Below are 12,615 nucleotides of genomic sequence, written 5' to 3'. Positions count from 1 at the left end.
GTCGAATATCTACCTGACTACATTTCTCTCTTTCCTAATAAATGTTCCGCCACACTGGCAACACTCTCTGTCTTTTGTACCCCTTCCTGCTGCTCCAGACACGCTTGAATTGCTTCATTGAGCGATAACATCTTATCGTCCAGCTCTGATACCATCTGTGCACATTCTCTTAAATCCCTGCTTATATATTCCGGTGCCATTCCTTCAAATTTGTAGTAAATCTTATGTTCCAGACTGGCCCAGAAGTCCATTGCGATCGTTCGAATCTGAATTTCTACTTTCGTATCAACCACGCTATCTGATAAAAAGATTGGAACAGATACCAGCATATGATAACTCTTATATCCGCTTTCCTTCGGTTTTTTTATATAATCCTTGATTGTCAGCACTTTCAGGTCGCTTTGATTACCTATCATCTCTGCTAATCTGTAAATATCAGATGTAAATGAACAGATCAGCCTTACTCCTGCAATATCATTGATATACTTTACCATATTCTCAATCGATGTTTCATATCCATATCGTTTCAACTTTTTTACAATACTCTCCGGAGTTTTCACCCTCGTCTTGATATGCTCAATCGGATTATATTTATGCACATGCTGAAACTCATCATTGAGAATTTCTAACTTTGTCCCCACTTCTTTTAATGCTGCATTGTACAGAAAGATAACAGTCTTCCAACTATCTACATCCTCATAATTTTTAATTGCATCCTGCATTCGACATCGTTCTCCTTCATAAATATATTTCTTTCCCCATTCACTATTTCTGTCAATTTTTAAGAAACAGTATATATACTTTAGTATAGCATAGTCCAGCCTACAAATCCAGTTTCATGTCTCCATAACGAATCCACTTTTTCTTTCGCATATACTCAGAAAAAAGTAATGTCAAAAGTGCCGGCAGAACAATCTGGATTGTCACCATTTTAATCATGACTATCATCGGTTCTTCCGTCTGCGTCATAACCTGCCAGGTCATAATCTGTCCCACCAGTCCGGCTGTTCCCATCCCCGACCCAGTTGCATTATTAGTCATATGCAAAAACATGGTTCCGACCGGTCCTAAAATTGCACTGGATAATATTGCAGGAAGCCAAATCACCGGTCGTTTCACAATATTCGGAACCTGTAGCATCGATGTTCCGATTCCCTGTGCAAATAAACCGCCAAATCCATTTTCACGAAAACTTGCAACTGCAAAGCCAACCATATTACAGCAACATCCTATCGTTGCCGCACCAGCTGCCAGACCTGATAAATTCAATACAATTCCGATTGCAGCTGAACTGATTGGAAGTGTCAAAACCATTCCCATCAATACAGAAACCACAATTCCCATGATTAATGGCTGCTGTTCTGTCCCCCAGTTGATCAGAGAACCGATCCATGCCATGAATTTTGAGATCGGAGGTCCCACAAAAATTCCTACCGCCGAACCGACACCGATGGTAACAATCGGTGTGATCAATATATCAAGCTTTGTCTTTCCCGCAATTAAAATTCCTACTTCAACAGCTAGATAAGCAGCAACAAATGCTCCCAGCGGCTCGCCCGGTCCCGCTAACACGATTGCCCCATTCTGCAAAATCTCTCCCGATAAAATCTTACCGGCCAATGCACCTACCATACCTGCTGTCGCTGCTGACACTACAACCAGCTGACTTGCTTCAAATTTTCTTGCGACTCCAACACCAATTCCTGCGCCTGTCATTGCTGCTGCGACCTTTCCTATCAGAACGATCCATGCCCCCGTATTACCAGTCACCATAGCTCCAATCTGCTGTATAATCGTCCCAATAATCAACGTTGCAAACAATCCATGTGCCATGCCACTTAATCCATCAATAAAAATACGATCCAATGTTTTTTTCATCTTCGAATTCCCTTCAACTCATTTCATACAAATTCTTATGAATTTTATTTACGTTATCATCATATTCTATCATCGACATTTTGCTTTTTCAATGCTATACTTGAACTACTTTTGAAATTCTGTAACACAAATTTTTCCAGAAAATATTCACATATTAATTAACAGGAGGAAATCACTATGTTCCGTTTATGGGGAAAAGAATTTAAAGACAACCGTCTGCTTCGCGATACTGTTATTTGCGATGACACGGATGATACACGAACACATAAAATTTTTCATGCACTCGACGAGATCTGTTATGAATTTGATCTAAGCAAACCAATCTGGCTCGACTCCACGATTGCTGATTTTAAAAGACATGATAAAGCTCGATTTTATCAGGATAACTTTGTAGATTCAATTGATTTTGATTATTTGGAGATACAGATTATTGAAGAATAGACGGGAAGAAGTTTTAGGAGTGAACGTGTAGATGTTAAAACGACAAGAAGGTTATATTTTAAAACATATTGATGACAAGACTTACCTCCTTCCATATGGACAGAAAATTGCCGACTGTATTGTCCGGCTTTATGGACCTGCTCATGTTTTTTCTGAAAAGTTTGCACCTTTTTACCTGTCATCTACTACTTTCTCCGGATGCAACGATCATAGAGAAGAGCTTCCGCAGACAGTGTGTTCTGATATGGATATCGAAATTATTTTGGGCGAACCACAGAATCATCAGAATGGTACAATTCTTCTTCGCAACAAAGAATTGATCGTCTCTTGTTGGGAAGAAGGATATCTTTTATAGTTTCCAACTCTGGATAACATCATCGAAGCTCAGATTACCACAAATGCTAATTACGCCAGAATTTACTGTAAGAATACGCTTCCGGAAAGCGATTGCGAGAATCTTTTTCTTGCAATCCGTCCTTGCTTTTTATATAAAGCACAACTGGAAGGCTGTTTTGCCATCCATTCTGCTTCGATTCTCTATCAGGATCAGGCGTGGCTGTTCTCCGGACATTCCGGCATGGGCAAGTCCACTCACACTGCCCTCTGGCATGACCTCTTACATACCCCATATTTAAATGGGGACTTGAATCTTGTAGCACAAAAAAACGGACAGCCTGTGGTATACGGAATTCCATGGTGCGGGACGTCACAGATTTCCACTGCCAAAACATATCCTCTCGGCGGTATTGTCTTACTCGGAAGAGCTGACATCGATTATCTCGTAGACCTCGAACATTACGAGAAAGTACTACAGGTTATGCAACGCATGATTTCTCCTAGTTGGAGTGCCTCACTTATGGAATGTAATTTGGATTTTGCACATATTCTGGCAGATACGATTCCTATTTATAAACTGATGTGCACGAAAAATCCTTCCGCTTTAGAAGTTATAAAAACACAGATTGATACACTTTCATTGTTGCAAAAACAGACCTGACATGGAAAACAATTTTCCACATCAGGTCTGTTTTTTACATCTTATTCACAATTTCTAACCGTCTCCGGTGAATGATTACATATTCCAGTCTATTACTATATCGTCCGGGTCATATCCCTTCTTTTCCCAAGATGACATACGATTACCATTATCCACGTCATAGCTTCCTGCATGGCCGGAATCTTCATAATGTGTCTGAAGACCACATCCGTTTGCTGTATTTGCCGGACATCCAAGACAGGCAAACTGCTGTTTGTATCCTCTTGTTCCTCCGTTCCAGTTAGAATAATCAGAACCTTCACCTGGTTAAATGCTGCTCTTAAATTCTCTACACCAAATGATTTGTCCTGATCATAACGAATTCCATTCTGGTCATTGAGGTGAACTGTCATCAGTTTTCCCATTGCCATTGCAAATCCGATTTCATTTGCCGGGAAATCATGCACTACATCGATGAACATTATAGCGAAGAACTCCTGCTTTCAGATATTGCTAAACAGCAGGAGCTTGACTTATACTATTTATCTCATTTATTTAAGGAATCCTTTGGAATCACATTTCAAAACTATTTGTCCAAGATTCGCCGCGAGCACGCCCGCCAGCTTTTATTGTTGACTGATTATTCCCTGTTGGATATCAGCATCGCCTGTGGATTCTCTGATCCGAAATATTTTAACAAAGCTTTCAAGGCACAATACGGATGTTCTCCAAAGGAATACCGAAGATCTTTCCAGAATGCACATATCGAGCAGCAGCAGAAATCGATGCTTACAACACAGGACTTTTTGTCAGATGACGCCAGTTTGCTCATGTTGGAGAAGTACACGCTGTGATTTCGACGTTACTGTTCAGAGTACCTGTGACCAGCAACGTATCTCGCCATTTTAAATTGCCTTTGGCGATAGGCGAGATGCCGTTCAAGACAAAACGTGCATCCTCCGTGTCAATCAGCGTAGTGAATGACACGGGAGTGAACAGTAACACTTCGACTCCACTTAGATTTTGGCTCGCTATCGTTATTGAAATAATTTTCAAAGTCTTGTATACTCCTACTTAGGAATTTATCACATCATATTAATATTAAAAAAGGAAGATTATATTTTGAATAAGATAAAAAAAGGATTAGTCATGGAAGGCGGTGCCATGCGTGGAATGTTCACTGCCGGAGTAATCGATGTTCTCCTTGAAAACAACATCGTTTTTGATGGTGCTGTCGGAGTATCAGCAGGAGCAGTTTTTGGATGCAATTATAAATCAAAGCAGATAGGTCGTGCAATACGTTATAACAAAACATACTGCAATGACCCGAGATATGTTAGCCTTCGTTCATTTCTTCAAACGGGAAATCTATATAACGAACAATTTGCTTATCATGAAGTACCAGAAATATTAGACCCTTTTGATTCACATACTTTTGCTTCCAATCCAATGGAATTCTATGTTGTTTGTACCGATATGGTAACAGGTAATGCAGTATATCATCGTTGTGAGCATGGAACTACCGAAGATATTGAATGGATGAGAGCCTCTTCTTCCATGCCTCTTGTATCAAAAGTTGTAAAAATAGATAATTTATCTTTATCTGATGGTGGCACAGCTGATTCCATCCCGATACGATTTTTGGAACAACAGGGTTACAATAAAAACATAGTTATTCTGACTCAGCCAAAAGGATTTGTAAAAAAACGCAATTCGTTTCTCCCTATATTGCGTGTTGCCTTACGTAAGTATCCTGCATTACTTCGTACTCTCAGTAATCGACATATTACCTACAATGAAACATTGAAGTATATAGAAACCCAGCAAAATGCCGGAAATCTATTTGTAATACAACCACCTGAAGCTCTAAACATTGGAGCTGTGGAACACAGACCGGAAGAATTAGAACGTGTATATCAAATTGGAAGACATGAAGCACAGCGTGAACTGCAACATATTATAAGATTTCTCAATTGACTCCTAGCTAATCAATATTGGTGCTTTATAAAAGACTGACTTCATCGGATTTATCCTTTGAAATCAGTCTTCACCTTTACAATTGCTCTACTTCTGATATAAAGCGTCTATTTTTTATCCTTTTTTTGCGATGTGAAAATTGCAACATCACAATAGTCCAACTCTGTTTCTTTCCCGTATTTATAAGTTTTGAATTCACCTACAAACGGAATTTTCATTTTCTTTCCATTTTTTTGAGTTTCCTCAATGGTCTGCAACATTCTGTTGAGATGACTTTTTGGCAAAGCACATCTATCGTGTGCTGAATATGCTTCCTTAAAATCTATTTTCTTTAACCGCTCCACTTTTTTGCAAAACGGCTCTAATTTTACATCGCTTCCCACACCGAAGAGCAGTCTTCTTGCTACAGAATCACCCGACAAAAGAAGCTTTGTTTTTTGATCTAGAAGCAGAATGCTTCCCGGTGTATGTCCCGGAATATGATAAACCGTCAATTTTCTGTTTCCCAATTCTATCACATCTCCCTCATTTAGCGAATGCAACACAGGACAAGGATGAGTTGGTTCATTCACTCCGGGAACTCCATTTTTCACCATATCCATGTCATCGGGATGGAGCCATACCTCTTCTCTCTTATTCAGATAAAAAATATGATCCACATGTCCATGGCTTAATACCACTTGAACCGGTCTGTCTGTCAGGGAGCACGCATAATCCCACAGATTTTCCTGATTGATTGCTAAGTCGAAGAGCAATGCCTTTTCTTCTCCGACAACGAGATAAGAATTTGCAGTTGCCTTTTGTGGTTTTACCAGTTCCTCCATCGCAATATTTGATTTATTTGTCACAGATATCAGAAAAATTCCATCTGCGATTTCTGTTGAAAAAAATGTTTCCTTCAAAATATTTCCACCTTTTTATGACTCTTTCTTTTCACCATACGCAGTTACACCAGGCGCATATTTTCCTTCTGCAAGATCGGCAGCAATCTGTGGATAAATTTTATCCAAATCATAGAGAGCTGCTGCAACGATTGCCAGGACGATCATTGCTGCCGGAAGGAAGATAAACATAACCTTAAATCCCATCAATGCAGAAGCAGTCTGCTGCGCAGCTCCTGCTACATATCCGGAAGCATTCATAACCAAACCGAGTACGATAGTTCCAAGGCTGTTTCCGATTTTTCCTGCAAAAGAGTTTGCGGCATTTCCCATACCAATCATACTATAACCGTTTTTCCATTCGCCGTAAGTCAATGTATCCTGAATGATAGATGCAAACGCACATCCTGCAATCCCATATCCAGCTCCACCGATCACACCTGCTACAAGCAAAATTGGCTTTGCACTCGAAAACAATGGAAGTAATGTACCAATACCACGTATAATAAGACCACCCAGTACCGCGTTACGCTTTCCAAGTTTTGCCATGATTGGGAATCCCACCAGCATAAATCCAAGCATTGCCAGAGAATTTGCGGTAGAAAACACCTGATAGAATTCCGCATCTCCTACTACATATGTCATATAATAGGATGTTGTAGATCCGGTTGCTCCCATGAGGAACTGAATCACTACTGCAATAATAATATTATAAATCCAATACTTGTTTTTAAAGAGTGCTTTTAATGTTGTAAATACAGACACTTCTGCTTTCTTACTTTCTTTCCCATCGTCTTTACCTGCATTTTCAATCACACGTTCTCTCGTTCCAAATACAATCAGAACCTGCGCAAGCATTCCGACAATCATCCAGATGACTAGCAATTTAATCCATCCAGTTCTGTCTCCATATGGTGAGAACGAAGGGTCTGAGCTTAAAAGTTTTAATGCAGTGATAATCGTTGCATTTCCAAGTAAGCTTGCAATTACATTTCCTACCATGTTGATACCGCCGTTTAAACCACGGGATTTCTGATTCGTTGTCATAAGACCGTTTAATGCCATAAACGCTACATAACTGAACGTATAACATCCTGTAGAAACAAGATTGTACATCACAAATACATATACAATCTGTGCCGTACCCGTGAGACTGCTTGGCATCAGATACAATAACAGTAACGAAATAACTGTACACGGAATCATACGAAGCAGCCAGACTCTGGCTTTTCCAAATTTGCTGTGTGTCTTGTCAATGATTCGTCCTGCAATCAAATCTGAAATACCATCCAAAAACTTTGATACACCGACAATTCCCGCAGCAACCCCCGGATTGATTTTCATAATTTCTGTTAGATATACAATTAAGAATGCACCGATGAAAAGGTTTACCGCATTTGTGGCAAATCCCCCTCCTATACCGTATGCAAGATGTTCGCCAAATCCTACTTTTGCATTTTGTGACATATCTTTACTCTTTTTGCTCATTAGTATTTCCTCCTCTTATACATGAATTTTGCTAATCTCTTCAATTGCTTTTTCATAACTTTCCGTTGGTTGTCTGAATAGCATTGCACGCGTTCTCTGATCTACGATTGATTTATTCATTGCTTCCAAATCATTCCGGTCGATGGATGCAATATATCCTGGTAGATATTTATCAAGAATTTCTACTGCCTTTGGATTATCCAATAATCTTTCTACCGGAGTTGTTCCGGAATACAGTGCAAGATAATCTCTCTTCGTCATAATTTCGAAATCATAACTTCCTGCAGGAAGCACTTTTGCTTCCTGCTCAGGTAATACCACTTCTGCCTCACAGCCAAATGGGATTTCTATGTGGAATGACAAGACTCCGTTTTTCTTAATCTCCCACTGTGATACATAACGACCTGCCGCTGAATCAAAGGAGCCTTTGAAGTAACCCATTCTTACATCCGGTTTTGGCGCAAGACATACTTTTTTAAATCCAGGTTCTACCGGAATCAGCCCCATCGAATGACGATATACAAATTCCATAACCGAACCATAAGAGTAATGATTTAAGGAGTTCATTCCTGTTCCGCTAATCTTTCCGTCAGGTAAGATTGAATTCCATCGCTCCCAGATAGTGGTTGCTCCGAGATTTACTGCATAGAGCCATCCAGGAAAACCTTCAAAGAATAGGAAATCGTATGCAAGATCTTCCATTCCACAGTCAGCTAGAACAGTATTCATCATCGTAGCACCTACAAAACCGCCTTTGATGCGATAACAGTCTTTTTTAATACGAGTTCTTAATGCCTCAATCATTTTATTCTTATCACGATAAATGCCAAACTTCAATGCAACAAGATAACCGGTCTGCGTATCAACCGCAATTCTTCCGCTTGTTGTAAAATATTCATCCAAGATGGCAGTCTTAATACTTTCTGCCAGCTGCTCATATTCCTTTGCCTCTTCATAACCAAGTACCTTTGCTGCTTTTGCCACATAGCTTGTAGACGCATAGTAGTATACTGAAGCAATATAACCGGAATCTGTTGCGCCAAATGTACTCTGTTCTGTTGCACCGTCTAAAGCAAGCCAGTCTCCAAACTGGAATCCAAAATCCCAGAGATGTTTTTCTCCCCTGTTCTGGTCTTCTCTTCTGATACAATCCACCCAGTCCTTCATCAATGGATAGTGGCATGCAAGCATGTCCTTGCTTCCATAGTAATCATAAAGCATATCCGGCAAGAAGGTAGCAATATCACTCCACACGCTTGCGCACAGACCAGGAAATTCATTTGGAAGATAAATAGCAGCTTTTCCGTTGTTTCGCATCTGATCCGAACGAAGATCACGAATAAATTTGGCATAAAAGCTGCGTGTATCCATCAAATAACCTGCAGTACGGCAAAATACCTGTGCATCACCTGTCCAGCCGAGTCTTTCGTCTCTCTGCGGACAATCCGTAGGCATATCTATAAAATTTGATTTCAATCCCCAAACTACATTTTCGTGAAGTCTGTTAATTTTAACATTTCCTGTTTCGATTTCTCCTGTTCGATCCATTTCCGAATAGATTGCTTTACCGGTGAAGCAAGAGCCATCAACCTCTTCTAAACCTGAAACCTTTACATAACGGAATCCAAAGAATGTAAACTTTGGGCGAATCGTTCTGTCACAGCCATCCGATGTATAGACAAATTCTGATTTTGCTGTTCGATAATTCTCATGATAAAAATTACCATCCTGTAAAACTTCCCCAAACTCCCATTTCATAGTTGTTCCCTTTGGAATCTGCTGTGTGCACTCAACCACACCGGCAAAGTTTTGACCAAAGTCCAGAACATTTTCTCCTGCCGGTGTATGAATCACATCCTTCACTGACAGACTTTCCATATCATGAAGTCCCGGCGAATAGCGTTCCACTAATGTTGCCAATGCATCAATTCTTTTCGCACTGCGCCATGGATTTTCTTTTCCATCCCATAAGAGATAATTTTGTGTTTCACCGTCATAGATACATGTTTTCTCAAATACACTTCCGCGATAATTCCAACTCTCATCTGTTCCGATTACTTCCACGCTTCCATCCTCATATTGGATATAAACTTCTGCAATCAGGCCGAAAGTCTTCATGCCATAAGCAACATTTGTTAAGCCGAAGTGTCCCATATACCAGCCTTTTCCAAGCTGTACTAAAATTTCGTTTTTCTCGCTTAAATGTTCTGTTACATCATATGTACAATATTGAATATGCTCTTTATAATCATTGATAAATGGTGCCATAACATCGTTTCCAACCTTTTTACCATTGATTTGTGCTTCGAATACACCAAGACCACAGATGTACAGACGCGCCTGCGAGATTTTTTTAGATATTGAAAATCTTTTCAGGAATTCAGGATGTATACTATCATTTTCTTCAATACCAATCCAATCTGCACTCCATTCTTCAGCTAGTTTTGCAGTCTCAAACCAGCACACCTCACTTTGTACTGTTTCATTTGCATCTGTTGTCACAATTACCTGATAATAATATCGTGTGTGAGGAGTCAATTCTAATTTTAATGGTACGCCCAATGAATCAAGTTCCGGCGAATTCAACTCGTAAATCACATTTTGCATATTTGCTTCCAATGCAACTCGAATCTCCACATTTGTCTGCTTCTTTCCAGATACTCCGCGCACCTTCCAAGAGCAGATGAGTGTATCGTATAGATAACCTAATGGATTCTCAATTCCATTAATTTTTACTGCATATATTTCCATATTTTATTCCTTCCTATTTCAATTTATAAATGTTTCCAAAAACGAAGCGCTTTTTCTACCCATCCATCAGCTTCTGTACCGGTTCCCAAACCGAAGCCATGCTCACCGGTTTTGATTCTCTCGTATTCATAGGCAATTCCAAAAGCAGCCAATTGATTCTTCATATTATCACTATTCGAAATTGGAACTGTGCTGTCATTCTCTGCCTGAATAAGAAATGTTGGTGGATAGTCTGCATCCATATTTCGAACAATCTCATAATCTTTGCAAATTTCTTCCGCATTACCTTTTCCAAAATAGCCTTTTACCATCATAATTCGAACTGGCAGTGGCATCTGCTGCAGTGTATCCCAGACATCAATCAAAGGATAGTCTAACAGCATACATTTTGGTTTCAGACATCCGTATACTTCGTAACCGATTGATTTCGTTCCCCATGAAGCAGCCAGATGCCCGCCGGCAGAGAAACCACCTACCGCATATTCCTCGGCATTCACCTGAAAATCATCTGCATGCGCTTCAATATATTTGCATGCAGCAGCCAAATCTTGCATCGGTTTTGGAAATACTTTCGGTGCACCGACACGGTAATTCAAGCAGAATACAGTCACACCCAATTCATTTAATTTTGCAGCTACAGGAAAACTTTCTGGTAATGAACAGACCGAGCCATATCCACCACCTGCAGCCAAAATCACATATTGTTTTGACTCAGCCGGAAAGTGAAAAATCTGCACATCGCCTTTCTCCGGATCTTCTGTCACACTCGTAGCATCGTACACTGGATAAGCAAACTTCTTACCGCTTTCTAAAATTTCTGCAACACGGTTCAAACCATATACCATATCTTGTGCAGACCATGTTTTGTGCTCTTTTTCAATATCTGCAAGACTCATGTTCATCTTCAGATTGCCGCCTAGTCCATTCTGACTGTAGACTAAATAAGGGATCAGAGACTTCCATTCTGGTCTCATCTGCAATTCTCTTAAGGATGTACATTCTGTTATTTTCTGACTCATGCTACTTTCCTCCCCACACGTCAAAGACAAGTTCTTCTACCTTGGTACTGATATAGGAACCTGATCCACCAAGATCACAACGATTTGTTACAAACACAACCTCTATTTGATCCTTAGGACTCACAAAAAAATGAGTTCCGAAAGCTCCACTCCATCCGTATGTACCTTCTGTCGCAAAGCTTTTCGCAGCTTCAGGATTTTGCCGAATCTTCATACCTAGACCCCATACCATACCTGGTTCTGATTCCAAATGTTTTTCTGCTGCTTCTGTATGCATCAATGATACAGTTTCAGGTTTCAAAATCTGCCGTCCATGATAAGTTCCTTGATTATAGAGCATTTCTCCAAAATGTTCATAATCTATAATCGTAGAGAACAATCCTCCACTTCCTTCTTCAAACTGTAACGGTTCCTGATGCAGCATTCCAAACATGTCATCCTTTGTTCCGGTAACATCTTTTAATTTTTCATTTTCTCTCTTATATACGTGAACAAGACGTTTTTTCTGTTCATCATTCAAGAAAAAAGTGGTATCCTTCATATCCAACGGTTCACAAATGTTCCTTTGGATATATTCTTCCAAACGTAAGCCAGACACGCGTTCAACGATATAACCGAGAATATCAAATCCGGCAAGTGGAGAATAATTTGTTGCTGATCCAGGTTGGAAATCCAACACGTATCTGCTGTATCGCATCACACGGTCTTCCAAAATCTGATCTTCATTTTTCATTTTCATCATTGCAATCAAACCAACTGCACCTTGCTCCAAACCAGATGAATGAGACAGCAAATCACGAATAGTTATTTCTCTGTCCGCAGGCACGGTCTTTACCTTTTCCATTTTAAAAAATGGCACCTGGAGCAGAATTTTCTTTGGATTTTTCATATCAATCACATATCGTTTATCCGATGCGACCTGCATATTTTTGAATTCAGGCACATATTTTGACAACGGATCATCCAAATCCATCTTGCCACTCTCAATCAATTGCATAATGGCAACTGCAGTTACACATTTCGACATCGACATCATACGGTAGATGGAATCATACGAAACCTCTTCTTTTGTGTCGAGATTGGCCATTCCCCATTTATTTTGATAAATCAACTCGCCATCTTTTCGTACCATAAGTGCCCCACCGGACATTTCCCGGTGTTCCACATATGTCTGCATACATGCGGTAATATCGTGTTCTGTCAT

The 12,615-nt window shown here is 39.9% G+C and carries 13 protein-coding genes and 1 pseudogene; 5 read left to right on the top strand and 9 right to left on the bottom strand.

Features of this window, described 5'->3' with window-relative positions; genetic code table 11:
• Positions 1 to 17 precede the first annotated feature (17 nt).
• Positions 18 to 722, bottom strand: coding sequence for a GTP pyrophosphokinase (locus tag LQE94_RS10545; RefSeq protein WP_022075406.1), 705 nt, complete (start codon positions 720 to 722; stop codon positions 18 to 20).
• Positions 723 to 822: 100 nt separating this feature from the next.
• Positions 823 to 1,878: a PTS transporter subunit IIC gene (locus tag LQE94_RS10540; protein WP_240577662.1), complete on the bottom strand. Its 1,056-nt coding sequence runs from the start codon at positions 1,876 to 1,878 to the stop codon at positions 823 to 825.
• A 177-nt stretch (positions 1,879 to 2,055) separates the two neighbouring features.
• Here LQE94_RS10540 and LQE94_RS10535 point away from each other — a divergent pair, with 177 nt between their 5' ends.
• Complete coding sequence (locus LQE94_RS10535; protein ID WP_022075404.1) at positions 2,056 to 2,319, top strand: hypothetical protein; 264 nt, start codon at positions 2,056 to 2,058, stop codon at positions 2,317 to 2,319.
• Between the two features lie 31 nt (positions 2,320 to 2,350).
• A complete protein-coding gene (locus tag LQE94_RS10530; protein ID WP_117990416.1) occupies positions 2,351 to 2,674 on the top strand; it encodes a hypothetical protein in 324 nt (107 codons plus the stop codon).
• A 129-nt stretch (positions 2,675 to 2,803) separates the two neighbouring features.
• Here the strand turns inward: LQE94_RS10530 and LQE94_RS16235 are convergent, their stop codons facing one another.
• Complete coding sequence (locus tag LQE94_RS16235) at positions 2,804 to 2,929, bottom strand: hypothetical protein (RefSeq protein WP_276312737.1); 126 nt, start codon at positions 2,927 to 2,929, stop codon at positions 2,804 to 2,806.
• Positions 2,930 to 2,962: 33 nt separating this feature from the next.
• Between LQE94_RS16235 and LQE94_RS10525 the strand changes: the two genes are divergently transcribed.
• Positions 2,963 to 3,316, top strand: a complete 354-nt coding sequence (locus tag LQE94_RS10525; RefSeq protein ID WP_147365675.1) for a hypothetical protein — start codon at positions 2,963 to 2,965, stop codon at positions 3,314 to 3,316.
• Between the two features lie 290 nt (positions 3,317 to 3,606).
• Here LQE94_RS10525 and LQE94_RS16465 read toward each other — a convergent pair.
• Positions 3,607 to 3,750, bottom strand: a pseudogene (locus tag LQE94_RS16465) (TIM barrel protein); the annotation flags it as partial.
• A 6-nt stretch (positions 3,751 to 3,756) separates the two neighbouring features.
• Here LQE94_RS16465 and LQE94_RS10515 point away from each other — a divergent pair.
• The gene (locus LQE94_RS10515; RefSeq protein WP_118688597.1) at positions 3,757 to 4,149 is read left to right on the top strand and encodes a helix-turn-helix transcriptional regulator; all 393 of its coding nucleotides are present in this window, start codon (positions 3,757 to 3,759) and stop codon (positions 4,147 to 4,149) included.
• A gap of 268 nt (positions 4,150 to 4,417) precedes the next feature.
• On the top strand, positions 4,418 to 5,272 hold the full coding sequence (locus tag LQE94_RS10510; protein WP_330638927.1) for a patatin-like phospholipase family protein: 855 nt from the start codon (positions 4,418 to 4,420) through the stop codon (positions 5,270 to 5,272).
• A 107-nt stretch (positions 5,273 to 5,379) separates the two neighbouring features.
• Here LQE94_RS10510 and LQE94_RS10505 read toward each other — a convergent pair whose 3' ends face one another.
• Genes LQE94_RS10505 through LQE94_RS10485 form a run of 5 tightly spaced genes read right to left on the bottom strand, consistent with a single transcriptional unit; the run spans position 5,380 to position 12,615 of the window.
• A complete protein-coding gene (locus LQE94_RS10505; RefSeq protein WP_118724217.1) occupies positions 5,380 to 6,174 on the bottom strand; it encodes an MBL fold metallo-hydrolase in 795 nt (264 codons plus the stop codon).
• Between the two features lie 15 nt (positions 6,175 to 6,189).
• Positions 6,190 to 7,641 (bottom strand): MFS transporter, encoded by a 1,452-nt coding sequence (locus LQE94_RS10500; protein ID WP_186865267.1) that lies wholly within the window; start codon positions 7,639 to 7,641, stop codon positions 6,190 to 6,192.
• Positions 7,642 to 7,656: 15 nt separating this feature from the next.
• Positions 7,657 to 10,392, bottom strand: coding sequence for an alpha-L-rhamnosidase (locus LQE94_RS10495; RefSeq protein ID WP_240577660.1), 2,736 nt, complete (start codon positions 10,390 to 10,392; stop codon positions 7,657 to 7,659).
• 23 nt (positions 10,393 to 10,415) lie between these two features.
• Positions 10,416 to 11,411: an alpha/beta hydrolase gene (locus LQE94_RS10490; RefSeq protein ID WP_117990420.1), complete on the bottom strand. Its 996-nt coding sequence runs from the start codon at positions 11,409 to 11,411 to the stop codon at positions 10,416 to 10,418.
• A 1-nt stretch (position 11,412) separates the two neighbouring features.
• Positions 11,413 to 12,615, bottom strand: a complete 1,203-nt coding sequence (locus LQE94_RS10485; RefSeq protein ID WP_117990421.1) for a serine hydrolase domain-containing protein — start codon at positions 12,613 to 12,615, stop codon at positions 11,413 to 11,415.

The sequence above is a fragment of the Mediterraneibacter sp. NSJ-151 genome (assembly GCF_022487435.1).
Lineage (GTDB): Bacteria > Bacillota > Clostridia > Lachnospirales > Lachnospiraceae > Schaedlerella > Schaedlerella hominis.
Note: the sequence above shows the minus strand (reverse complement) of the source record. Positions and strands in the feature narration are given on the sequence as shown.

Excerpts from the sequence above, each read along its gene's own strand:
- LQE94_RS10545 (WP_022075406.1), bottom strand. The coding sequence starts at position 722 with ATGCAGGATGCAATTAAAAATTATGAGGATGTAGATAGTTGGAAGACT.
- LQE94_RS10540 (WP_240577662.1), bottom strand. The coding sequence starts at position 1,878 with ATGAAAAAAACATTGGATCGTATTTTTATTGATGGATTAAGTGGCATG.
- LQE94_RS10535 (WP_022075404.1), top strand. The coding sequence starts at position 2,056 with ATGTTCCGTTTATGGGGAAAAGAATTTAAAGACAACCGTCTGCTTCGC.
- LQE94_RS10530 (WP_117990416.1), top strand. The coding sequence starts at position 2,351 with ATGTTAAAACGACAAGAAGGTTATATTTTAAAACATATTGATGACAAG.
- LQE94_RS16235 (WP_276312737.1), bottom strand. The coding sequence starts at position 2,929 with ATGCCAGAGGGCAGTGTGAGTGGACTTGCCCATGCCGGAATGTCCGGA.
- LQE94_RS10515 (WP_118688597.1), top strand. The coding sequence starts at position 3,757 with ATGCACTACATCGATGAACATTATAGCGAAGAACTCCTGCTTTCAGAT.
- LQE94_RS10500 (WP_186865267.1), bottom strand. The coding sequence starts at position 7,641 with ATGAGCAAAAAGAGTAAAGATATGTCACAAAATGCAAAAGTAGGATTT.
- LQE94_RS10495 (WP_240577660.1), bottom strand. The coding sequence starts at position 10,392 with ATGGAAATATATGCAGTAAAAATTAATGGAATTGAGAATCCATTAGGT.
- LQE94_RS10490 (WP_117990420.1), bottom strand. The coding sequence starts at position 11,411 with ATGAGTCAGAAAATAACAGAATGTACATCCTTAAGAGAATTGCAGATG.
- LQE94_RS10485 (WP_117990421.1), bottom strand. The coding sequence starts at position 12,615 with ATGACAGAACACGATATTACCGCATGTATGCAGACATATGTGGAACAC.